Origin of the sequence: Pseudomonas sp. NPDC007930, from assembly GCF_042958985.1 — a bacterium.
GTDB lineage: Bacteria > Pseudomonadota > Gammaproteobacteria > Pseudomonadales > Pseudomonadaceae > Aquipseudomonas.
Genome location: NZ_JBIBKC010000015.1, coordinates 19,051 through 41,265 on the forward strand (window position 1 = coordinate 19,051; position 22,215 = coordinate 41,265).

21 protein-coding genes are annotated in these 22,215 nt (G+C 68.7%); 13 read left to right on the forward strand and 8 right to left on the reverse strand.

The window, feature by feature from the left end:
* Positions 1-11 precede the first annotated feature (11 nt).
* From ACFZCE_RS22570 to ACFZCE_RS22600, 7 genes are all read left to right on the forward strand, one after another.
* Positions 12-1,784: an ATP-binding cassette domain-containing protein gene (locus ACFZCE_RS22570; protein WP_390942755.1), complete on the forward strand. Its 1,773-nt coding sequence runs from the start codon at positions 12-14 to the stop codon at positions 1,782-1,784.
* A complete protein-coding gene (locus ACFZCE_RS22575; RefSeq protein ID WP_390942756.1) occupies positions 1,777-2,481 on the forward strand; it encodes an ATP-binding cassette domain-containing protein in 705 nt (234 codons plus the stop codon). The genes ACFZCE_RS22570 and ACFZCE_RS22575 overlap by 8 nt, the downstream gene beginning before the upstream one ends.
* A gap of 17 nt (positions 2,482-2,498) precedes the next feature.
* Positions 2,499-3,497 (forward strand): zinc-binding dehydrogenase, encoded by a 999-nt coding sequence (locus tag ACFZCE_RS22580; RefSeq protein WP_390942757.1) that lies wholly within the window; start codon positions 2,499-2,501, stop codon positions 3,495-3,497.
* A complete protein-coding gene (locus ACFZCE_RS22585) occupies positions 3,494-4,258 on the forward strand; it encodes a 3-oxoacyl-ACP reductase FabG (protein WP_390942758.1) in 765 nt (254 codons plus the stop codon). The genes ACFZCE_RS22580 and ACFZCE_RS22585 overlap by 4 nt, the downstream gene beginning before the upstream one ends.
* A 64-nt stretch (positions 4,259-4,322) precedes the next feature.
* On the forward strand, positions 4,323-5,144 hold the full coding sequence (locus ACFZCE_RS22590) for a shikimate dehydrogenase family protein (protein WP_390942759.1): 822 nt from the start codon (positions 4,323-4,325) through the stop codon (positions 5,142-5,144).
* On the forward strand, positions 5,141-6,733 hold the full coding sequence (locus ACFZCE_RS22595) for a GMC family oxidoreductase N-terminal domain-containing protein (RefSeq protein WP_390942760.1): 1,593 nt from the start codon (positions 5,141-5,143) through the stop codon (positions 6,731-6,733). The genes ACFZCE_RS22590 and ACFZCE_RS22595 overlap by 4 nt, the downstream gene beginning before the upstream one ends.
* 288 nt (positions 6,734-7,021) lie before the next feature.
* The gene (locus tag ACFZCE_RS22600; RefSeq protein ID WP_390942761.1) at positions 7,022-7,888 is read left to right on the forward strand and encodes a LysR substrate-binding domain-containing protein; all 867 of its coding nucleotides are present in this window, start codon (positions 7,022-7,024) and stop codon (positions 7,886-7,888) included.
* Positions 7,889-7,894: 6 nt separating this feature from the next.
* On the opposite strand, the gene ACFZCE_RS22605 is transcribed toward ACFZCE_RS22600, so the two are convergent.
* The 7 genes from ACFZCE_RS22605 to ACFZCE_RS22635 all read right to left on the reverse strand — a co-directional run bounded on the left by ACFZCE_RS22605 (position 7,895) and on the right by ACFZCE_RS22635 (position 14,515).
* On the reverse strand, positions 7,895-9,121 hold the full coding sequence (locus ACFZCE_RS22605; RefSeq protein ID WP_390942762.1) for an aminotransferase class III-fold pyridoxal phosphate-dependent enzyme: 1,227 nt from the start codon (positions 9,119-9,121) through the stop codon (positions 7,895-7,897).
* Positions 9,122-9,147: 26 nt separating this feature from the next.
* Positions 9,148-10,434: a TRAP transporter large permease subunit gene (locus ACFZCE_RS22610; protein WP_390942763.1), complete on the reverse strand. Its 1,287-nt coding sequence runs from the start codon at positions 10,432-10,434 to the stop codon at positions 9,148-9,150.
* Positions 10,431-10,928, reverse strand: a complete 498-nt coding sequence (locus tag ACFZCE_RS22615; RefSeq protein ID WP_390942764.1) for a TRAP transporter small permease subunit — start codon at positions 10,926-10,928, stop codon at positions 10,431-10,433. The genes ACFZCE_RS22610 and ACFZCE_RS22615 overlap by 4 nt, the downstream gene beginning before the upstream one ends.
* A 2-nt stretch (positions 10,929-10,930) precedes the next feature.
* Entirely contained in the window at positions 10,931-11,911 is a 981-nt protein-coding gene (locus tag ACFZCE_RS22620; protein ID WP_390942765.1) for a DctP family TRAP transporter solute-binding subunit, read from the reverse strand.
* A 131-nt stretch (positions 11,912-12,042) separates the two neighbouring features.
* Entirely contained in the window at positions 12,043-12,996 is a 954-nt protein-coding gene (locus ACFZCE_RS22625) for an NAD(P)-dependent oxidoreductase (protein ID WP_390942766.1), read from the reverse strand.
* A gap of 49 nt (positions 12,997-13,045) precedes the next feature.
* Positions 13,046-13,804 carry an SDR family NAD(P)-dependent oxidoreductase gene (locus ACFZCE_RS22630; RefSeq protein WP_390942767.1) on the reverse strand — a complete coding sequence of 253 codons (759 nt, stop codon included), beginning with the start codon at positions 13,802-13,804 and terminating at the stop codon, positions 13,046-13,048.
* A 21-nt stretch (positions 13,805-13,825) separates the two neighbouring features.
* A complete protein-coding gene (locus tag ACFZCE_RS22635; protein WP_390942768.1) occupies positions 13,826-14,515 on the reverse strand; it encodes a fumarylacetoacetate hydrolase family protein in 690 nt (229 codons plus the stop codon).
* Positions 14,516-14,724: 209 nt separating this feature from the next.
* Between ACFZCE_RS22635 and ACFZCE_RS22640 the strand changes: the two genes are divergently transcribed.
* From ACFZCE_RS22640 to ACFZCE_RS22655, 4 genes are all read left to right on the forward strand, one after another.
* Positions 14,725-15,666 (forward strand): 2-dehydro-3-deoxygalactonokinase, encoded by a 942-nt coding sequence (locus ACFZCE_RS22640; RefSeq protein WP_390942769.1) that lies wholly within the window; start codon positions 14,725-14,727, stop codon positions 15,664-15,666.
* 14 nt (positions 15,667-15,680) lie between these two features.
* On the forward strand, positions 15,681-16,307 hold the full coding sequence (locus ACFZCE_RS22645) for a 2-dehydro-3-deoxy-6-phosphogalactonate aldolase (protein ID WP_390942770.1): 627 nt from the start codon (positions 15,681-15,683) through the stop codon (positions 16,305-16,307).
* Positions 16,308-16,359: 52 nt separating this feature from the next.
* A complete protein-coding gene (gene dgoD / locus ACFZCE_RS22650; protein ID WP_390942771.1) occupies positions 16,360-17,508 on the forward strand; it encodes a galactonate dehydratase in 1,149 nt (382 codons plus the stop codon).
* An 80-nt stretch (positions 17,509-17,588) separates the two neighbouring features.
* Positions 17,589-18,899 (forward strand): D-galactonate transporter, encoded by a 1,311-nt coding sequence (locus ACFZCE_RS22655; RefSeq protein ID WP_390942772.1) that lies wholly within the window; start codon positions 17,589-17,591, stop codon positions 18,897-18,899.
* A gap of 13 nt (positions 18,900-18,912) precedes the next feature.
* On the opposite strand, the gene ACFZCE_RS22660 is transcribed toward ACFZCE_RS22655, so the two are convergent.
* Positions 18,913-19,581 (reverse strand): HAD-IA family hydrolase, encoded by a 669-nt coding sequence (locus ACFZCE_RS22660; protein WP_390942773.1) that lies wholly within the window; start codon positions 19,579-19,581, stop codon positions 18,913-18,915.
* Positions 19,582-19,663: 82 nt separating this feature from the next.
* Between ACFZCE_RS22660 and ACFZCE_RS22665 the strand changes: the two genes are divergently transcribed.
* Both ACFZCE_RS22665 and ACFZCE_RS22670 read left to right on the forward strand, forming a co-directional pair.
* Entirely contained in the window at positions 19,664-20,482 is an 819-nt protein-coding gene (locus ACFZCE_RS22665) for an IclR family transcriptional regulator C-terminal domain-containing protein (protein WP_390942774.1), read from the forward strand.
* Between the two features lie 21 nt (positions 20,483-20,503).
* On the forward strand, positions 20,504-22,204 hold the full coding sequence (locus ACFZCE_RS22670; RefSeq protein WP_390942775.1) for a S8 family serine peptidase: 1,701 nt from the start codon (positions 20,504-20,506) through the stop codon (positions 22,202-22,204).
* Positions 22,205-22,215 lie beyond the last annotated feature (11 nt).

Genomic DNA, 22,215 nt, shown 5'->3' on the forward strand with positions numbered 1-22,215 from the left:
GGAGCTTGGCCATGAACCTGACCCACCCGCGTACCTACCTCGGCCTGCTGGCGCTGTCGATGCTGCTGGCCGTACCGTTGGCGATCGGTTCGCCGTTCGTTTTGCATATCTTCATCCTGGTGTGCAGCTATGCCGCGCTGGCCACGGCGTGGAACATCGTCGGCGGCTTCGCCGGGCAACTGTCGCTGGGCCACGCGGTGTTCTACGGCGTCGGCGCCTACGTGGCGACCTTGCTGGTGATGCATCTGCAGCTCAGCCCGTGGCTGGGGATGTTCGCCGGCGCGCTGCTCTCGACCCTGCTGGCGGTGGTGATCAGTTGGCCGTGTTTTCGCCTGCGCGGGCCGTTTTTTGCCCTGGCGACCATCGCCGTGCTGGAGGTGGTCCGCCTGTTGGCGATCAACCAGCAAGGCCTTACCGGTGGCGCCGCCGGCCTGGCGGTGCCGCTGAAGATGGGCGTTGAGTGGATGCTGTTCCGCCAGCGCTGGCCGTACCTGTTGATCGCCTTTGGCTTTTTGCTGGTCACCCTGTATGTGGCGCACCGGCTCAAGCATTCGCGCCTGGGTTATTACCTGATCGCCGTGCGCGAACGCGAAGACGCCGCCCAGGCGGTGGGCGTCAGCGCGGTGAAGGTCAAACTTGCCGCGGTGATGATCTCGGCGTTCCTCACCAGCCTGGTTGGCAGCTTCCATGCGATGTACCTGACCTTCATCGAGCCGGGGGCGATGTTCTCCCTTGAGCTGTCGATCCAGATCGCCATGTTCGCCCTGATCGGCGGGCTGGGCACGGTGTCGGGCCCGCTGATCGGCACGTTGCTGGTGCTGCCGCTAGCGGAACTGGCGCGCGGCTGGCTGGGCAACCTGGGCAGCGGCGTGCATGGGCTGGTGTACGGCGTGGTGCTGGTGGCGGTGGTGCTGACCATCCCGCAGGGTATCGTTGGGCGTTTTGGTGGGCGGCTGCTGGCCTGGGTCGACCGCCTGCCCGGTGGCAAGGCCGAGGCGCCACTGCCGGCGCCGCCCGCGCCCGCCACGGCGGCCATCGCGCGGCCTGGCGAGCCGATCCTGGTGGCCGAGCACCTGCACAAGTTTTTCGGTGGCCTGCACGCCACCAACGATGTGTCCTTGACCCTCAACGAAGGCGAGATCGTGGGCGTGATCGGCCCCAATGGCGCCGGCAAAACCACGGTGTTCAACCAGCTCTCGGGTTTTTTGCTGCCCAGCCAGGGCCAGGTGAAGGTGCGCAACGCCGCCGGCCAGTGGGTGACCCCCGGCAGCCCGGCGCAGTTCGCCGTGGCCGGGATTGGCCGGACCTTTCAGATCGTGCAGCCGTTCGCCGACCTCAGCGTGTGCGAGAACATCATGCTCGGCGCCTTCATGCACACCGGTGACCCGCGCCAGGCCCGGGCGATCGCCAGTGAAGTGGCGGCGATGACCGACCTCACCGCGCTGCTCGACAGCCGCGCGCGCAACCTCACCGTGGGCGGCATGAAGCGCCTGGAGATGGCCCGCGCCCTGGCCACCCGGCCGCGGGTGCTGCTGCTCGATGAGGTGATGGCCGGGCTCAACCCCACCGACGTGGCCAAGGCCATCGAGATCATCCGCCGGGTGCGCGATGCCGGGGTCAGCGTGCTGATGATCGAGCACATCATGCAGGCCACCATGAGTTTGTCTGATCGGATCGTGGTGATCAGTTCGGGCGCGCTGTTGATCGAGGGCGCGCCGCAAGACGTGGTCAGCAACCCGTTGGTGATCGAGGCCTACCTGGGCAAGGAGTACAGCCATGCTTAAGCTCGACAACGTACACGCCGGCTACGACCGCACCGAGGTGCTGCGTGGGGTGAGCATCGAGGTCAATGCCGGCGAGGTGGTAACCATCGTCGGCGCCAACGGCGCCGGCAAGACCACCACCCTGCGCAGCCTCTGCGGGTTGGTCAAGCCGACCCAGGGCAGCATCGAATTCGAAGGCCAGCGCCTCGACGGCCGGCGCCCCGACCAGGTGGTCGACGCGGGCATCACCCTGATCCCCGAAGGGCGGCAGTTGTTCCCGTTCATCAGCGTGCGCGACAACCTGCTGATGGGCGCCTACAAGCGCCGGGCCCGGGCCGGCCACCAGCAGCGCCTGGAGCAAGTGCTGGAGCTATTCCCCCGGGTACGCGAGCGCCTTGGGCAACTGGCCGGGTCGCTCTCCGGTGGCGAACAGCAGATGGTCGCCATCGCCCGCGGGCTGATGGCCGAGCCCAAGTTGCTGATGTTCGACGAGCCTTCGCTGGGGCTCTCGCCGCTGCTGGTTTCGCAGGTGTTCGGCATCATCGACAAGATCCTCGCGTTGGGCACCACGGTGCTGATCGTCGAGCAGAACATCGTCCACACCCTGCGCATCGCCCACCGCGGCTACGTGCTGGAGAACGGCGCGGTGGTGCTCAGCGGCAGCGGCCAGGAGCTGCTCGACAACCCCCATGTAAAACGCGCCTACCTGGGCCTTTGACTGAACAGGAGAGACACATGCCAGCCACTACCATGCGGCATATCGACCACGGCGCCGGCGGCACCGCCGAGTGCCTGCGCCTGGCCGAAGGCGCGCGGCCCACGCCGGGGCCGGGGGATGTACTGATTCGCGTGGCCTACGCCGGGGTCAACCGCCCCGACGTGCTGCAACGCTCCGGCAGCTACCCGCCACCCCCCGGCGCCTCGCCCTTGCTCGGGCTGGAGGTGGCCGGCGAGGTGGTCGCGCTGGGCGCCGGCGCCGGCCCTTGGCAGGTGGGCGACACGGTGTGCGCGCTGACCCCGGGCGGCGGCTATGCCGAGTACTGCGTGGCGCCGGCCGAGCACTGCTTGCCGGTGCCGCCCGGGTTGAGCCTGCTTGAGGCGGCGGCGCTGCCGGAAAACTACTTCACGGTGTGGACCAACCTGTTCGAGCGCGGCCACTTGCAGGCCGCTGAAACCCTGCTGGTGCATGGCGGCAGCAGCGGCATCGGCCTGACCGCCATCCAGTTGGCCCGGCATTTTGGCGCGCGGGTGCTGGCCACCGCTGGCTCCGCGGAAAAATGCCAGGCCTGCCTGGCCGCGGGCGCCGAGCGCGCGGTCAACTACCGCGAGCAAGACTTCACCGAGGCCGCCGCGCAGTTCAGCCAAGGGCAGGGGCTGAACATGATCCTCGACATGGTCGGCGGCGGGTACATCTCGCGCAACCTCGGCGCGTTGGCGCTGGAAGGGCGGCTGGTGCAAATCGCCTTTCTCGAGGGCAGCCGGCTGGAGCTCGATGCGCTGCCGATCATGCTCAAGCGCCTGACCTTTACCGGCTCGACCCTGCGCCCGCGCAGCCGCCAGGACAAAGCCAACATCGCCCGCGCCTTGCGTGAGCAGGTCTGGCCGCTGCTGGCCGCCGGGCAATGCCGGCCGGTGATCCACAGCACCTTCGCCCTGGCCGAGGTGGCCGCGGCCCACCGGCTGATGGAAAGCAGCCAGCACATCGGCAAAGTGATGCTGGAGGTGAACCCATGAGCCGCCACCAAGGCCGGGTGGTGCTGGTGTCGGGCGCCGGCAGTGGCATTGGCGCGGCGATCGCCCAACGCTATGCCGAGGAGGGCGCCGCGGTCGCGGTGCTCGACGCCGACCCCGCGCGCGCCGAACAGCAAGCCCTGCACCTGCAACAGCAAGGCCACCGCGCGGCCTGGTGGCAGGCTGACGTCGCCGACTACGGCCAGTGCGAGCGGGCCTGCGCGCGGCTGGCCGAAGCGCTGGGGCCGATTGATACGCTGATCAACAACGCCGGGGTATCGCCCAAGCACCAGGGGCGCGCGGCGCCGATCTGGGAGATGAGCGCCGAGGAGTGGAACCGGGTGGTGGGGATCAACCTGACCGGTGCCTTCAACCTGGCGCGGCTGCTCAGCCCGGGCATGGTCGAGCGGCGTTTTGGCCGCATCGTGAGCATGTCGTCGGTGGCTGGCAGTGCCTACCTGCCGCTGGTAGCCGTCCACTACAGCGCGACCAAGGCGGCGCTGATCGGCTTTACCCGGCACCTGGCCGGTGAGCTGGGGCCGTATGGGATCACCGTGAACGCCTTGGCCCCGGGGCGGATCGAAACGCCCTTGCTGCAAAGCGTGGCCGCCGAACTGAACCAGGCAATCGTCGAGCAAACCCCGCTGCGGCGTTTGGGCCAGCCGCGCGAGGTGGCCGATGCAGCGTGTTTTCTCACCAGCGCCGAGAGTGATTTCGTCACCGGCCAGGTGATCGACGTGGCCGGCGGCTGGTTGATGCGCTGAGCCCTTCCGGCCCGCAGCGGGCCGCCCACCGCGGGCCACCGGGCCCGCGCGAGCAGGCATGAACATGAGCATACCGACAGAGATTTCCGGCAACACCCGGCTGTACGCGATCATCGCCGACCCGATCCACCACGTGAAAACCCCCCAGGCCATCAACGCGCTGTTTCGCCGCCGGGGCCAAGACCGGGTGATGGTGCCGTTTCATGTACCCGCCGAGGCGTTGGCGGCCACCGTGCAGGGCTTGCGCGGGCTGGCCAACCTCGAAGGGTTTATCGTCACCGTGCCGCACAAAAGCGCGATGCTCGCCTTGTGTGATCGCGCCAGCGCCCATGCCCGGGCGATCGGCGCGGTCAATGCGGTGCGCCGTACCGCCGCCGGCGAGCTGGTCGGCGAGATGCTCGACGGCCTGGGCTTTGTTGCCGGGTTGCGCCAGGAGGGCATCGAGCCGGCGGGCATGAGCGTGTACCTGGCCGGTGCCGGCGGCGCCGCCAATGCCATTGCCTTCGCCCTGGCCGAGGCCGGCATCGCCCGCCTGACGGTCGCCAACCGTACCGCCGCCAAGGCCGAAGACCTCCTGCAACGGCTGCGCCAAGCGTACCCGGCGTTGCCGGTGGCGCGGGGCAGCGGTGACCCGAGCGGCCATGCCCTGGTGGTCAATGCCACCTCGCTGGGGCTGCGCGAGCACGACCCCTTGCCCTGTCACGCCGAGCGGCTGAGCCCCGAGCAAGTGGTGGCCGAGATCATCATGCAGCCGGTGCACACCCCGCTGTTGCAGGCCGCCGCGGCGCGTGGCTGCCGTATCCAGCCGGGCCTGCCGATGCTGCTGTGCCAGGTCGAGCTGATGGCCACGGCGATGGGCGCGCCCAGCGGGCAGGGCCGGGCATGAGCACGTACGACTACATCATCGTCGGCGGTGGCACCGCCGGTTGCATCCTTGCCAACCGCCTCAGCGCTTCGGGCCAGCACCAGGTGCTGGTGCTCGAGGCCGGCGGCGAGCCCAAGGGCTTCTGGCTGCCGATCCCAGCCGGGTTCAGCAAGCTGTTGGTCGACCGCCGCTTCAACTGGCGCTTCCAGACCGCGCCGGAGGCCAACACCGACCAGCGGGTGATCGCCGTGCCGCGCGGCAAGGGCCTGGGCGGCTCGACCTTGATCAACGGGATGATCTACGTGCGCGGCCAGCCAGGGGATTACGACGCCTGGGAGCAGGCCGGCGCCAAGGGCTGGAACTACCAGAACCTGGCCCCGTACTTTCGCCAGTTCGAGGCCTATGCCCAGGGCGGCCCCGAGCGGGGCCAGCACGGGCCGATGCAGGTGCACCAGGTGAGTGAGCGCTACCCGGTGGCCAGTGCCTTTCTGCAGGCCGCCGAGCAAGCCGGGCAGCCGCGCAACCACGACTACAACGGCCAGGCCCAGGAGGGTTTTGGCTACTACCAGGTGTTCCAGAAGGCCGGGCGGCGCTGGAGTGCCTACGACGGTTACCTCAAACCGGCCCGCCAGCGCGCCAACCTGGCGGTGATCACCGGCGCCCAGGTGCTGGCGCTGGAGCTGGCCGGTACGCGCTGCACTGGCCTGCGCTACCGCCAAGGCGGCCAGTTGCACAGCGCCACCGCCCGCCGTGAAGTGATCCTCTGCGCCGGCGCCATCCAAAGCCCGCAACTGCTCGAGCTGTCCGGCATCGGCCGCGCCGACGTGCTGCGGGCCGCCGGCATCGCGCAGCGGCACCGCCTCGACGGGGTCGGGGAAAACTACATCGACCACTTCGCCACGCGGATGAACTGGCGCCTGAACAACACCCTGACCCTCAACCAGATGGCCCGCGGCTGGCGCCTGGGCCTGGCGGTGGCCGAGTACTTCAGCCGGCGCACCGGCATCCTCACGCTGGGCACTGGGCTGGTGCATGGCTTCGTCAAGACCCAGCCGGCCATGGCCAGCCCAGACGTGCAGTATTTCTTCGTGCACGCCAGTTACGCCAACGCCGCCGAGCGCATCCTCGACCGCCACCCGGGCATGACCATTGGCGTAAGCCAGTTGCGGCCCACTTCCCGCGGCAGCATTCACATCCAGAGCGCCGACCCGGAGCAGATGCCGGCGATCAAGCCGAACTTTCTCGCCGACGAGCAAGACCGCCGCAGCCTGATCGGCGGCATGCGAATGGCCCGGGACATCGTGAACCAGCCCGCCCTGCGTGACTACCTCGAGGCCGAGACCAGCCCAGGCGCCGAAACCCTCAGCGATGAACAGTGGCTGGCCTACGCCCGCGCCAACGGCCAGACCATCTACCACCCGATCGGCACCTGCCGGATGGGCGAGGGGCCGCTGGCGGTGGTCGACGCCGAGTTGCGCGTGCACGGCCTGGCCGGCTTGCGGGTGGTCGATGCGTCGGTGATCCCGAGCATGGTCTCGGGGAACATCCAGGGCGCGGTGATGGCCGTGGCGGAGCGGGCGGCGGTGTTGATTCTGCAAGGGGTGGGGTAGGTTTTCCGGCCTATCGCCCGGCACAGCCGGCCTCCCACGGGTTCTGTGTTGCCATGTAAATCAAATACTCACACAAATCTGGTGGGAGGCCGTGGTCCGGCACTCCGGCGGTGCCGGGCGAGGGGCCAGTCAGGCCATGCGCGCCGCAAAATACTTTAAGAACATCCCATTAGAAGCAACATTGCAAATTCCTGGGAGGCCTGTCGGGCCCGGCCAAGGCCGGTAAAACCCACACTGGAACGAAGCTTGCACCACCTTCGGGTCTTGCTCTTTCAGGTAACACCTCCCATGCGCCACCTCGACACCGATGCCCTGGCCGCCTTTGTGGCGGTCATCGACCATGGCGGCTTTACCGCCGCCGGCCAACGGATCGGCAAAACCCAGGCGGCGGTGTCGCTGATGCTTGCCCGGCTCGAAGACCGCCTCGGCTGCAAGCTGGTGGAACGTTCGCGCCGGGGCGTGGCGTTGACCGAACAGGGTGAGCGGTTGATCGGCTACGCGCGGCGCATCCAGATGCTCGAAGACGAAGCGCTGATGGCCCTGCAATGCACCCCAGAGGCCACCCGCCTGCGCATCGGCATGCCCGATGACTACCTCGAATCGATCGGCTGCGAGTTGATGCAGGGCTTTGGCGCGCGCTACCCCCACGTGCAGTTGGAGGTGATCTGCGACTTCTCCACCCGCCTGGAGGCGATGCTCGGCGAAGGCAGTATCGACCTGGCGATCCTCACCCGCGCCAGCGACCGCGATAACGGCGAGTACCTGCGCAGCGAAGCACAACTTTGGTGCGCGGCCCCGGGCGCGGCGCCTGAGGCCGGTGCAGTGCTGCCGCTGTCGCTGTTCGCCGACACCTGCCGGGCGCGCCCGCGCATCCTTGAAGCGCTGGACCGCGCCGGCACGCCGTGGCGGGTGGTCAGCGCCTCGTCGCACTTGCCCGGCGTGTTGCACGCGGTGCGCACCGGCATGGCCATCAGCGCCTTGCCGGCCTCGGTGATCCCGGCTGGCTGGCGCATCCTTGGCAACGACCCACGCCTGCCGGCGCTGCCCGACCTCGACCTGGCGCTGGTGGTGCCGGCCGACGCCCGGCTGAACACCCGGCGCTTGGCGCAGTACATCCGCGAGCAGTTTCAGCAGGGCATGGCACGCTCGGCCTGAGCCGCGTCAGGCCAGGCTCAGCGCGGCGGCGCGGTAGCCCTCTACCAAGCGCTCCAGCTCGGCGGCGCCGTGGGCGAAGGTCAGGTAGGCGCGGCCAAAGGCGAACGGCATGCTCAGCACCTGTTGCCCGCGCAAGGCGGCGTGCAGGCGTTCGGTCCAGCCTTGGTCGGCACAGGCCGCCGCCTGCTGGTAGGTTTGCGGTACTACGCTGCCTTGCCAGAAGGTGAACACCGAGCCATAACCGCTGCTGCACACGCTCTGGCCGTGCTCAGCGAACGCTTGCGCGATGCGCGCGCGGGTAGCGTCGCCGGCGGCGAGCAGGGCGGGATAGTCCTGGTGGCGCAGTTGCTCGAGCGTGGCGATCACCGCGGCGCAGGCCGGCGGCGCGCCGTTGTAGGTGCCGGCGCGGTTGGCGCGGCCGTCGGTGAGCACCGCCATCACCTCGGGCTTGCCGACCACCGCGGCCACCGGCATGCCGCTGCCGATGGCCTTGCCGACGGTGGCGATGTCGGCGTCGGCGCCGAGCAGGTGGCCGCTCAAGCCGGCCTGCAGGCGAAAGCCCATCAGCACTTCGTCGAGGATCACCAGCGCGCCGTGGCGGTGGGCGACTTCGCACAGGTGCTTGAGGTAGCCCGGCGCCGGCGCCACGCAACCGGCGTTGGCCAGCACCGGCTCGACCACCACCGCGGCGAGCTCGGGGCAGTCCTGGAACAACCGCTCGGCGTCGTCGAAGTCGTTGTAGCGCAGCAGCCACATGCCGTTCTGCTGTGGCCGCGGGCCGGCCATGGCGGCCGCGGCGCTGCCGGCGTTACCAAAGGCCACGGCGTCGAACCAGCCGTCGTAACCGGCGGCGAACTTGGCCACCTGCTGGCGCCCGGTGGCGGCGCGCGCCACCCGGCAGGCCAGGTGCACCGCTTCGCTGCCGGTGTTGACGAACACCACCTGCGACAGCGGCCCGGTGAAGCTCGCCAGGCTCGCCGCGGCCTGTTCTTCCAGGCCGTGGGCAAAGCTCGGCATCAGGCCGTTGCTGGCCGCCCGGCAGATCGCGTCGACCACCGCCGGGTGGGCGTGGCCGAGCATGGTCGCGCCAAAGCCCATGGCGGTGTCGAGGTAGCGTTCGCCGTCGTTGCCCCACAGCCAGGGGCCGTGGGAACGCGCCACGCTGAAGGCCTGGCCGTTGATTTCAGGCAAAGCGCGGCCGGCGCTGGAAATTCCACCGATCAAATGTTTCATGTCAGTCTCGAACAGTCAGAAGAAGGTCAGTAGCCCATCACGCGGGGCAGCCAGCCGCTCAAGGCGGGGAAAGCGATCAACAGGGCGATGGCGCCGGCGGTGGCGATCCAGAACGGCACCAGGTGCTTGGACACCGAGCCGATGTCGACCCGGCCCACGTTGCACACCACGAAGATATTGGTGCCGATCGGTGGGGTGAACAGCCCCCAGCCCAGGGTCATGGTGAACAGCAAGCCAATCTGGTAGGGCTCGAAGCCCGCCGCCTTGGCCACCGGCACCAGGATCGGCGCGAGGATGATCATCGCCGGGCCGAGGTCGAGCCAGAAGCCCACCACCTTCAGCACCAGGATCACCAGCAGGATGGTAACGATCGGCCCGGTGTGCAGTTGGGTGATCCACGAGGCCACCGTGTGCGGCACCAGTTCGAAGGTGAGGATCCAGCCGAACGGCATGGCCACGGCCATGATGATCATCACCGAACCTGTGATGGTCACCGCCTCGACGATCGCCGGCAGCATGTCGGCCCAGCGCAGTTGGCGGTAGATGAGCGTGCCCACGGCCAGCGCGTACAGCACCGACAACGACGCCGCCTCGGTGGCGGTGGCCAGGCCGCTGACGATCGAGCCCAGCACCATCACCGGCATGATCAGCGCCGGCAACGCGCCGCGTACATCGCGCGCCAGGCCTGGCCAGTCCATGCGGCCTTCGGCCTTGGGGTAGCCGTTGCGCCGGCCGACGATATACGCGGTGAGCATGAACGCCGCCGCCAGCAGGATGCCCGGCAGCACGCCGGCCATGAACAGCCCGCCGATCGAGGTGTTGGTGAGCACGCCGTACATGATCAGGATCACGCTCGGCGGCACGATGATGCCCAGGGTGCCGGAGGCGGCGGTCACCGCCGCGGCGAAGGCACGCGGGTAGCCGCGTTCTTCCATCACCGGGATCATCACCTTGGCCACCGTGCCGGTGTCGGCGGTGGCCGAGCCGGTCAGGCCGCCGTAGACGAACGCCGTGGCGACGTTGACCAGGCCCAGGCCGCCCTGCACCCGGCCGAAGATATGCTCGGCCACGCGCATGATGCGGTGGGTCAGGCCGCCGCGGTTCATCAACTCACCGGCCAGCAGGAACAACGGGATCGCCGCCAGGGTGGAGGAATCCGCCCCGCGCAGGGTTTGCTGGGCCAGCCAGGCCCACGGCAGGTGCAGGTCGCCCAGCACCAGCGCGGCCACGGTGCCGCCGGCCATCGCCCAGACCACCGGCAGGCCGGCGATCAGCAACAGCACGAAGGCCAGGAACAGGATCGCGACGGTCATGCGCCACCCCCGATGCCGCGCAGGCGGCGGACCAGGCGCACGATGGCAATGATCGCCAGCATCGCCGCGGCGCTCACCAGCGCCAGCGTCGACAGCCCCGCCGGCCAGCGCAGCACGGGCGTCGGCAGCCAGGCCGAGCGGGCAAGGAAGGCACTGCCGCTGTACAGCAGCCAGCCTGCGATCACCAGCAGCCCGGCGCTGGCGAAGGCGTCCAGGGCCAACTGCAGCTTGGGCGGCAGCAACTGCACCACGCCCTGGAAGCGCACGTTCTCATGGCGCAGCTCGGCGATCACCGCACCAATGAAGGTCACCCAGATGAACGACAGGGTGGCGATTTCGAACGACCATTCAAAGCCGTGCAGGTTGAAGTAGCGCGAGAACACGCCGGCCAGGGTGGCCAGGAAGGTGATGCAGAACATCACCGCCCCCAGCCCGCCAAGCACGCGCTCGGCCAGCGAGCGCGGCGGCGCTTCGGGATGCAGGGTGATCGACATAATTACTGGCCTTGTGCGTCTTTGCGCAGCGTGGTGACGAAATCCGTGCCCCAGGCCTTGCCGAATTGCTCGTACACCGGGCCCACCTTGGCCTGGAACGCGCTGCTGTCGACCGGGTTGAAGGCCACGCCCTGGCCCTTCATCTTGGTCTCGATCTGGCTGTACACGCTGTCGAGCTGGGCGCGATACCAACTGGTGGTGTCGGCCGCGGCCTGGTCGAGCACCTTGCGCTCGGCTTCAGGCAGGGCGTCGTACTTGTCCTTGTTGATGAACCAGAAGTTCGCCGACCAGATGTAGTTGGCCATCGACACGTACTTGGCCACCTCGTACCACTTCTGGTCGTTGAAGTCGCGCAGCTCGGGCTCTACGCCATCGACCACGCCCGACTGCAGCGAGGTGTACACCTCACCGAAGGGGATCGACTGGCCCAGCGCGCCCAGTTGCTTGATGGTGGCGAGGATCACCGGGTTCGGCGGGGTGCGTACCTTCAGGCCGGCGAGGTCGGCCGGTTCCTTGATCGGGTGCTTGCTGTTGGCGAACTGGCGAAAGCCCGAGTCCAGCGCGCCGAGCATCTTGAAGCCGTGGGGCTCGCCCATGGCCAGCAGTTTTTGCCCGGCGGCGCTGTCGAGGTAAGCGTGCACGCTGGCGGCGTCTTTGAACAGGAACGGCAGCGACAGCGCGTTGAGCTTGGGTTCGATGCCGTCTACCGCGCCACCCAGGCCGATGTCGATGGCGCCGGCGCCGACCGAGTCGACGATCGGTGCTTCATCGCCCAGTTGGCCGTCGGGGTACACCTGCACGTGCAGCTCGCCGTGGGTTTGGGTTTCCACTTGCTCGGCGAAGCGGGTCATGGCCTGGTTGATCAGGCTGTCGCTGCTCGAGGCGTGGGCCAGGCGCAGGGTTTCGGCGGCCATTGCCTGGCTGGCGAGGCCGGCCAGGGCCAGGGCGGCAACGAGGCGGGAGAGGGTGGGGCGGTTTGGCATGGCGCGGCTCCAAGGCAATCAGGGTGTGCCCCGACTATCCCGGTCGCCGCGTAATAGCGTCAAGCCATCTCCGATCGGTGAGGATTAGGGTTTTTTATAGGGGTATACGGATATTTATCGCCACCGTTCGCCTACACCACTTTGCCTGCCGGCACCTGCCCGGCGAACACCGCGTCGAGGCTGGCGATGACCATCTGGCCCATGCGCGTACGGGTTTGCACGGTGGCGCTGGCGCGGTGCGGTTGCAGCACCACGGCCTCGTTCGCGAACAGCGCGGTGGGCACGTTGGGCTCGGCGGCGAACACGTCCAACCCGGCGCCGGCGATCGTGCCGGCGGCCAAGGCCTGCAGCAGGTCGGGTTCGTTGACCAGCTTGCCGCGGGCGATGTTGATCAGGTAGCCCTCGGGGCCCAAGGCCTTGAGCACCGCGGCATCGATGATGCCCTCGGCCTGGTCGGCGGCGGCGGCCACGATCAGCGCGTCGCTCCGCGCGGCCAGGGCCAGCAGGCTGGGCACGAATTCATAGGGCACATCGTTGATGGCACTCAGGTCGGTGTAGGCGATCGGGCAGCCAAACGCCGCGGCGCGTACGGCCACCGCGCGGCCGACCCGGCCCAGGCCGACGATGCCGATGCGCATCCCGGAGAACTGCCGGGCCAGGGGCAGCGGCGCCAGCGGCGTGGGGCTGCTGGCCCACTGGCCGGAGCGGACAAAACGGTCGCTGGTGGCGATGCCGCGGCAGGCACTGAGCAGCAGGCCGATGGCGAGGTCGGCCACGTCTTCGGTGAGCGCGCCGAGGGTGGCGCACACCTGGATGCCACGGTCGCGGGCATAGGCAAGGTCGACCGCGTCGGTGCCAACGCCATTGACGGTGATCAGCTCGAGGTTGGGCAACTGTTCCATCAGCTCGCGGCTGATGCCGGTGTGGCCGCCGGTGATCACCGCGCGAATACGCGCTGCGTGCTCGGCGAGAAAGGCCGGTTTGTCTTGCACCTCGAACCAGCGGTGCAGGTCGAAACGCTCGGCCAGGGCGTCGCGGATGCTGGGGATGAGGATGGCGGAAAGTTGCAGGACGGTGGGTTTCATTCGCTGCGGCACCTGGGTTATGGGAGGGCGAAGGGCCCTGAAGTCAGGCTCAACCACGGCCGACAAAGGGCATCTTGGTCGCCATCACGGTCATGTTCAGCACGTTCGCGCTCAGTGGCAGCTGGGCGATATAGCGCACCGCGTCGGCCACGTGCTGCACGTCGCACATCGGCTCCACCGCGGTTTCGCCGTTGGCCTGGCGCACGCCGCGGGTCATCCGTTCGGACAGCTCGGTGAGGGCGTTGCCGATGTCGATCTGGCTGCAGGCGATGTCGAACTCACGGCCGTCCAGCGCCAGGGTTTTGGTCAGCCCCAGCACCGCGTGCTTGCTCACCGTGTAGGGTGCGGTGAACGGCCGGGGCGTGTGCGCCGAGATCGACCCGTTGTTGACGATTCGCCCGCCTTGGGGTTGCTGGCGGCGCATCAGCCCGAAGGCACCGCGGGCGCAGAGGAAAACCCCGGTCACGTTGGTGTCGAGCACGTTGTGCCAGGCGGCCAGGTCGAGCTCATCGATCGGCACCGCCGGGGCATTCACGCCAGCGTTGTTGAAGAGAAAATCCAGCCGGCCGTAGGTGCGCTCGATGGTCGCGAACAGCGCCTCGACGCTGGCCGCGTCGCGTACGTCGGTGGGCACCGCCAAGGCTTGCTGGCCTTGGCCGAGGGCTTGGTCAACCAGGGCCTGCAGCGGCTCCGGGCGGCGCCCGGCGAGTACCACGGTGAAGCCGTCTTCGAGCAGCGCCAAGGCGACCGCGCGGCCAATGCCGCTGCCGGCGCCGGTGACCAGGGCGATGGGGGTAGGGGTGGTCATGGGTGTTCTCCTTGTACTGAATCAGAGGCGAGGGCCGACCTGTACCTGTAGTTGACCCACGCCGGTTACGCCAGCGCTGATCACATCGCCGGGCTGCAAGGCGGCGACCCCGGGCGGGGTGCCGGTCATGATCAGGTCGCCGGGTTGCAGTAGCAGGTAGCGTGAGAGCAGGGCGATGGCCTCGGCCACCGGGGTGATCATCTGCGCCAGGTCGCCGCGTTGGCGTGGCTCGCCGTTGACGTTCAGCCACACCTCACCGGCGCTGGGGTGGCCGCACTCGGCCACGGGCACCAGCGTGCCGATCGGCGCGGCGGCGTCGAAGGCCTTGGCCGCTTCCCACGATTGCCCCTCGGCCTTGGCCCGGGTTTGCAGGTCGCGGCGGGTCAGGTCGAGCCCGGCGGCGTAGCCCCACACGTGGCCCAGGGCCTGGGCCGGGTCGATGGCGAAGCCGCCTTCGGCGAGCGCCACCACCAACTCGATCTCATGGCAGAACTCCTCGGTGCCCGGCGGGAACGGTACCTGGCCGCTGGCCTCGACCACCGCGCTGGTGGGCTTCATGAAAAACAACGGCGGCGCGCTGTGGTCAGCGGCGCTGGCGGCGCCCCAGTGGTAGTTGCGGCCCAGGCAAAACACCCGGTTCACGGTAAAGCGCTCGGGGTGGCCGGCAATCGCCAGGGTGACCGGCGCGGCGGCGGGTGGGGTAGCGAGCATGGCTGTTGTTCCTGTTCTGGCTCGTGTGCTGACCATCCTAGGCCGTGGCGGGCCGAGGGTTTTGCAGTTTCCGGTGGTTGGCTTGGACGAAAGCAGGGATGTTTGCATCCCATAATATGGGATTGATAATTACATATTGAGATTTCGCTGACGGCGGGGGTATAGTCGTTTTATGCACCCACCCCCAAAAACAACACACAGGTGAAGTGATGCAGCCTCGTTTGATCGCCCTGGACTGGGGCACGTCTTCCTTGCGCGCCTATTGCCTGGGCGCTGGCGGCCAATTGCTGGCCCAGCGTGGCTCGGCCCACGGCATCATGCATTTGCCTGATGGCAATGACTTCGACAGCGCCTTCGAACAGGCCTGCGGCGACTGGCTCGCCGAGGGCGTGCCGGTGATCGCCTGTGGCATGGTCGGCAGCGCCCAGGGCTGGCGCGAGGCGCCCTACTGCCCGGCGCCGGCGCGGGTGGCGGACCTCGGCCAGCGCCTGCAAACCCTGCGCACCCGTGGCGGGCATACCCTGCACATCGTGCCGGGGGTGCTGCAGCAGGGCCTGCTGCCGAACGTGATGCGCGGTGAAGAAACCCAAGTTCTCGGCCTGCTGCAATCGCTGCCTGAGGCCGCCCGGCAAGCGCCGCTGCTGGTGGGCTTGCCCGGCAGCCACAGCAAGTGGGTGCGGGTGCGCGAGGGCTGCATCGAACACTTCGACACCTTCATGACCGGCGAGCTGTACGCGGTGGCCTGCGCCCACAGCATCCTGGGCCGCACCTTGCGCCAGGGCGAGCCGTTCCAGGCGCCGGCGTTCGAGCGCGGCTTGCACGTGGCGCTCAGCGACGCCGGTGAGCTGGGGCCGCTGTCGACTGCCTTCAGTGCCCGCGCGCTGGGCTTGACCGGCGTGCTCGATGGCGCGCAGCAGGCCGACTACCTCTCCGGGCTGTTCATCGGCCACGAGGTGCAAGCCCTGGCCCGCGCCCTCAAGCGCCAACAGCCGAGCCTGCCGGCGGCGTACCTGATCGGCAGCCAAACCCTTTGCCAGCGTTACGCCCATGCCCTCGAGCACGCCGGGTTCGGCCTCGCGGGCATTGCCGCCCAGGCCACCGAACACGGTTTGTGGGCAGTGGCCGAAGCCGCTGGGCTTATTCAACCTTGAACAGGAGCGTTGCCATGCTCGAACACGCCATGGCCAGCAATGGCCTGATCGCCATTCTCCGTGGGCTGGTGCCCGCCGAGGCGGTCGCGATCGGTGAGGTGCTGTACCAGGAAGGCTTTCGCCTGATCGAAGTGCCGCTCAACTCGCCCGAGCCTTACGCCAGCATCCGCCTGCTGCGCGACAGCCTGCCGGCCGACTGCGTGGTCGGCGCCGGCACGGTGATGAGCCCGGCCCAGGTCGAGCAGGTCAAGGCCGCCGGTGGCCAGTTAATCGTGATGCCGCACTGCGATGCGCGGGTGCTGGTGGCGGCCAAGGCCGCCGGGCTGTACCTGGCGCCGGGGGTGGCCACCCCCAGCGAGGCGTTCATGGCGCTGGAACACGGCGCCGACGTGCTCAAGCTGTTCCCCGCCGAAGCGCTGCCGCCGGCGGCGCTCAAGGCCTGGCTGGCGGTGCTGCCCAAGGGCACCGCGCTGGTGCCGGTGGGGGGCATCAACACCGATAACCTGCAGGCCTACGCCCAGGCCGGGGCCAAGGGCTTCGGGCTGGGGTCCGGGCTGTTCACCCCGGGGTTGGCGCCTGAAGAAGTCCGCCAGCGCGCCCGGCGTTATGTGGCGGCGTTCAGGGCCCTGCGCCCGGCCTAGCCGGCCCACGCGTGGTTACTCCCCCATCGAATCAACAAGAGAGACAACAACGATGAAGATCACCCAACTCACCACGTTCATCGTGCCGCCGCGCTGGTGCTTCCTGAAGATCGACACCGACGAAGGTGTGGTCGGCTGGGGCGAGCCGGTGGTCGAGGGCCGTGCCCACACCGTGGCGGCCGCGGTCGAAGAGCTTGCCGACTACCTGATCGGCAAGGACCCGCGCAACATCGAAGACATCTGGACGGTGCTCTACCGCGGCGGCTTTTACCGCGGTGGGGCGGTGCACATGAGCGCCCTGGCCGGCATCGACCAGGCGCTGTGGGACATCAAGGGCAAGGCCTTGGGCGTGGCGGTCAGCGACCTGCTCGGCGGCCAGGTGCGCGAGCGCATCCGCGTGTACAGCTGGATCGGCGGCGACCGCCCAGCCGACACGGCGCGCATGGCCCGAGAGGCGGTGGGCCGGGGCTTCACCGCGATCAAAATGAATGGCACCGAAGAGCTGCAGTTCGTCGACAGCTTCGACAAGGTCGACCTGTGCCTGCAGAACGTGGCTGCGGTGCGCGACGCGGTGGGCCCGAACGTCGGCATCGGCGTGGACTTCCACGGCCGTGTGCACAAGCCGATGGCCAAGGTGCTGATCAAAGAGCTGGCGCAGTACAACCTGATGTTCATCGAAGAACCCGTGCTCAGCGAAAACGCCGAAGCGCTCAAGGAGCTGGCGCCGCTGTCGAGCACGCCGATCGCCCTGGGCGAGCGGCTGTACTCGCGCTGGGACTTCAAGCGCATCCTCGCCGAGGGCTACGTGGACATCATCCAGCCCGACGCCTCGCATGCCGGCGGCATCACCGAAACCCGCAAGATCGCCGCCATGGCCGAAGCCTACGACGTGGCACTGGCGCTGCATTGCCCGCTGGGCCCGATCGCCCTGGCGGCCTGCCTGCAACTCGATGCCAACTGCTACAACGCGTTCATCCAGGAGCAAAGCCTGGGCATCCATTACAACGAGAGCAACGACCTGCTCGACTACATCGCCAACCCTGAGGTGTTCGCCTACAGCGACGGCTATGTGCAGATCCCTACCGGGCCGGGCCTGGGCATCGAGATCAACGAAGCCTACGTGCGCGAGCGCGCCCAGGTCGGCCACCGCTGGCGCAACCCGGTGTGGCGCCATGCCGATGGCAGCTTCGCCGAGTGGTAATGGGTTAAGCGGCAAGCGCTTGCTGATCGTTTGCGACCGGCCACCTGCCGCTTTCATCTGCCCCTGAGAGGTGCTCCCCGATGCGTTCTTCGTTTCTCTCCGAGGCCGCCGGTTCGGCGGCCGCGGCCCCCAGCCGCAAGCGGTTTTTCATCATGCTGCTGTTGTTCATCACCGTGGTGATCAACTACCTCGACCGCAGCAACCTGTCGATCGCCGCGCCGGCGCTGACCCACGAGCTGGGCATCGACCCGGTACATGCCGGGTTGATTTTCTCGGCCTTTGGCTGGACCTACGCGGCGATGCAGATCCCGGGCGGCTGGCTGGTCGACCGGGTGCCGCCGCGGCTGTTGTATGCCGGCGCGCTGGCGCTGTGGTCGCTGGCCACGGTGTTTCTCGGCATGGCCGGCAGCTTCGCCGCGTTGTTCGTGCTGCGCCTGGCGGTGGGTGCGCTGGAGGCGCCGGCCTACCCGATCAACAGCCGGGTGGTGACCACCTGGTTCCCCGAGCGCGAGCGCGCCTCGGCGATCGGCTTCTATACCAGCGGGCAGTTCGTTGGCCTGGCGTTTCTCACCCCGGTGCTGGCGTGGCTGCAGACCACCTTCGGTTGGCACATGGTCTTCGTCGTCACCGGGGTGCTCGGCATCGGCTGGGCGCTGGTGTGGTACGTGGTGTATCGCGAACCTCGGGACTTCAAAGGCGCCAACGCCGCCGAGTTGGCGTTGATCGAGCAGGGCGGCGGGCTGGTGGATATTTCCCGCGCCAAGGGCAAAACCCCGTTCCAGTGGCGCGACCTCGCCCTGGTGCTCAGCCAGCGCAAGCTGTGGGGCATCTACCTGGGGCAGTTCTGCCTGAACTCGACGCTGTGGTTCTTCCTCACCTGGTTCCCCACCTACCTGGTGAACTACCGCCACATGGACTTCATCAAGTCTGGCCTGCTCGCGTCGTTGCCGTTTCTGGCGGCGTTCGTCGGGGTGCTGTGCTCGGGGTTCTTCTCCGACTGGTTGATCCGCCGCGGCGCCAGCCTGGGCCTGGCGCGCAAGCTGCCGATCATTGCCGGGTTGTTGATTTCCACCAGCATCATCGGCGCCAATTACCTGGAGTCGACCCCGGCGGTGGTGGCGTGCCTAGCCCTGGCGTTCTTTGGCAACGGCCTGGCGTCGATCACCTGGTCGCTGGTTTCCACCCTGGCCCCGGCACGGCTGCTGGGGCTGACCGGCGGGATGTTCAATTTCATCGGTAACCTGTCGGCGATCGTCACGCCGGTGGTGATTGGCTTCCTGGCCACCGGCGACTCCTTCGCCTTGCCGATCACCTACGTGGCGGCCACCGCGTTGCTCGGGGCGCTGAGCTACATCGTGCTGGTGGGGAAGGTGGAGCGGATCGAGGTGTAGCGGCGAAGGGCCCTCACGCCAAGCGCGCCGCCACCAGCGCCGGCAACTCGCGCATATGGCTGAACACCGCCTCCACCCCCAGCGCCTCCAGGGTGGCCTGGTGCCCAGCAGGAATATGGCTGGCGCCGATAAAACCCAGCACGCGCATGCCGGCGGCGAGCGCGGCGGTGGCGCCGGTGGCGCTGTCTTCGACCACCAGGCAGCGGCCGGGGGCCACGCCATTGGCTTGGGCGGCGGCCAGGTACACGTCTGGCGCCGGCTTCGGCCGCGCCACCCGGTCGGCGCTGAAGATGCCCGCGTTGACCCGCTCGGCCAACTGGGTGCGGCCCAGGGCGAACTCGACTGCGTCATAGCGGCTGTTGCTGGCCACCGCCAGCGGCAGGGTGATCGCCAGCAGCGCGGCGCGCACGCCGTCGATGGGCTGCACCTCGCTGCGGATCAGCGCCTCGGTGTGGGCATGCAGGTTGGCGATAAAGCCCTCGGGCAGGGGCTTGCCGAAGTACTGCTGCACCCGCAGGAGGATGTCCCGGCTTTGCAGGCCGAAGGTGCCGGCGAGTACTTCATGCAGGCGCTCGGCCGGGTAATGTTCGGCGAGGGCGTGGTGCAGGTTGCGCTCGGCAACGATTTCGCTGTCGATCAGCACGCCGTCGCAGTCGCAGATAAGCAGTTCAGGGGTTGCCATCGTGGCTCTCGTCGCGGGTTGAAAAACGTTAGGATAACCCCTGTTCCGTATCGGTTCCCCGTTTCCCACAAGGTTTGCCGCCATGCCCGACGTTACCCCGCCCACCGCCGCCCCCAGTGGCACCCAAACGCTGCTGCGCGGGCTGGCGGTGATCCACGCCGTGGCGGCCGGCGCGCGCGACCTCAAGGCCATCGGCCAGCAGTTGGGCACCACCCGCAGCACCACCCACCGGCTGGCCAGCGCGCTGGTCGATGAGCGCTACCTGCGCCTGCTGCCGCAGGTGGGCTACGTGCTTGGCCCGCGGTTGATCGAACTGGGCTTCCAGGCCCGCGAGGAGGTGCCCCTGGTGGTGCTCGCCGAGCCCTGGCTGGCGCAGCTTTCGGCGCACACCGGCGACACCATCCACCTGGCGGTGCGCGATGGTGACGAGGTGCTGTACCTGCATAAAACCCCCGGCCGCCACGGCCCGGAAATGCGCTCGCGGGTGGGCCATCGCATGCCGCTGCTGCGCACCGGGATCGGCAAGGCGCTGCTGCTCGACGCCGGCCCGGCCGAATGGCAACGCTTGTTCGAGGCCTGCGCCGGGCTGCCCACCGCGCTGGCCGGGCACGCCGCGCCCAACTGGGACGCGTTCGAGCCACGCATGCGCGACTACGTGGCCGGGCAGTACGCGTTCGACCTCGAAGACAACGAGCCGTCGATCCGTTGCGTGGCCGCGCCGGTGCGCGACGCCAGCCGGCGTATCGTCGCGGCGATCAGCGTGGCCAGCACCGTGCCGTACATGCCGATGGAGAAAATGGCCGCGCTGCTGCCCCAGGTGCAGGCCGCGGCGCGGGCGATCAGCGCCGAATTGGGCGCCGCGGTTTGCTCAAACGGCGCGGCTGGGCCACAGTCTGAGTAGAACATTGTCACGAGGTCGCCCATGCCCCCACGCTGGCTGTGCTTTACGCTGTTCACCTGCCTGGCCGGCCTGGCCACCGCTGAAACCCCCTTGCGCATCGAGCGCCTGGCGCGCTGCGGCGATGTGCTCGACTTCGCCCACCCGCGCTATTGCGTGCGCGCCCACGGCCTGAGCACCGAGCCGGTGCAGGCGCGCCTGGCTGGCCAGGTGGTCAATGCCGAGCGCAGCGCCGACGGCCTGCGCCTCGAGCTGCAGCCGGGCAGCCAGCACAGCGGCCCCTTGCTGATCAGCCAGGGCAGCCGCCTGAGCAACCCGGTGTGGCTCAGCCTCAATAACAACCATGTGCTGGCCGCCGGCCCCGGTGAGTGGGTGCAGAACATGGACGGCCTGGACACCGCGGTCAATCTCGCCAGCCTGGTGCTCGACGCCCCCGAACCGGCGTTGCCGGTTGCCCAGGCGCTGGCGCACAAGTACGGCGCCACGGTGGTCGGCGCGATCCCGGCGCTGGGCACCTATCAACTGCGCCTGCCGGCCCGCGACCTCACCGAGCGTGACGCGCTGCTGCTGCGCCTGGGCAGCGAGGCGCAGGTCAATGCGGTGGTGGTCGATGAGCGCGGGCCGGCGGCCCCGGCCCCGGCATTGCCAGGCACCGCGGTGGGCGCGCCCAGCGTGGTGGCGCCGGCCAATGACGACTGGGCCGCCAACCGCTTCGCCGACGCAGTGAATTTCTACCACCGGCGCATCGCCGCGCGTGGCGCGCCGGTGGAAACCGTGCCGGTCAAGGTGGCGGTGATCGAGCGCGGGGTGGACTTCGACTCGCCCGACTTCGCCGAGTACCTGGGCGACTGCCAGTTGCCGCGCACCTGCGTATACGCCGCCGACGCCGAGCGCGCCGACAAGCATGGCTCGAGCGTGACCGGGGTGCTCGCCGCGCACTGGCAGAAGGGCGGCAACACCGGCCTGCTGCGCGGGCTCGACGGTGCCGGCAAAGGCTTTGAGGTGATCGTCGACCACGATGCCGCGGCCGGCCTGCTTGGGAGCATCGCCGCTTCGGTGAACGCCGCCGAAGACGGCGCGCGGGTGATCAACTGGAGCTGGGGCCTGCAACGGGTCGGCGCGGCGCCGGGGCCGGATACCCAGGTGTATTCGGGCCTGGCGATGCGCGGCTACGGCGCCTTGCTGGCGCGGTACTTCCAATGGCTGCAGCGCGAGCACCCGCAGGTGGTGGTGGTCAACGCCGCCGGCAGCGGCGCGGCGCAAAGCGCGGCGCGGTTACCCTCGGCGCTGCTCAGCGAGCAGTTGCTGGTGGTGGGCGCGCAGCCCCAGGGCGATGCCCCGGCGGCGCCGGGCAGCAACGGTTTGCGCGTAGACATCAGCGCCGCGGCCTGCACTCAGGGCCTGAGCAATGCCGCTGGCGAGCAGGGCACGGTGCACTGCGCCAGCGCCTATGCCGCGCCGATGGTCAGCGGGGTGCTGGCGGCGATGCTGGCGATCAACCCGGCGCTGACCCCGGCACAACTGCGCCTGCTGCTGCGGCGCAGCGCCCAGGCTTACGGCGACGCGGCAGACTTCGTGCCCGCCGATGCGCTGAGCTTGACCGCGCCGATTCTGCCGTCGGAGCGCAACTATGAGCTGAACCACCCGGATGTGGGCCGTTCGGCGCGGTTGGATTTGCAGAAGGCGTTGGATTTGGCGGTGCAGAGCCGGGACCGGCGTAGATAGGATTTCAGGAC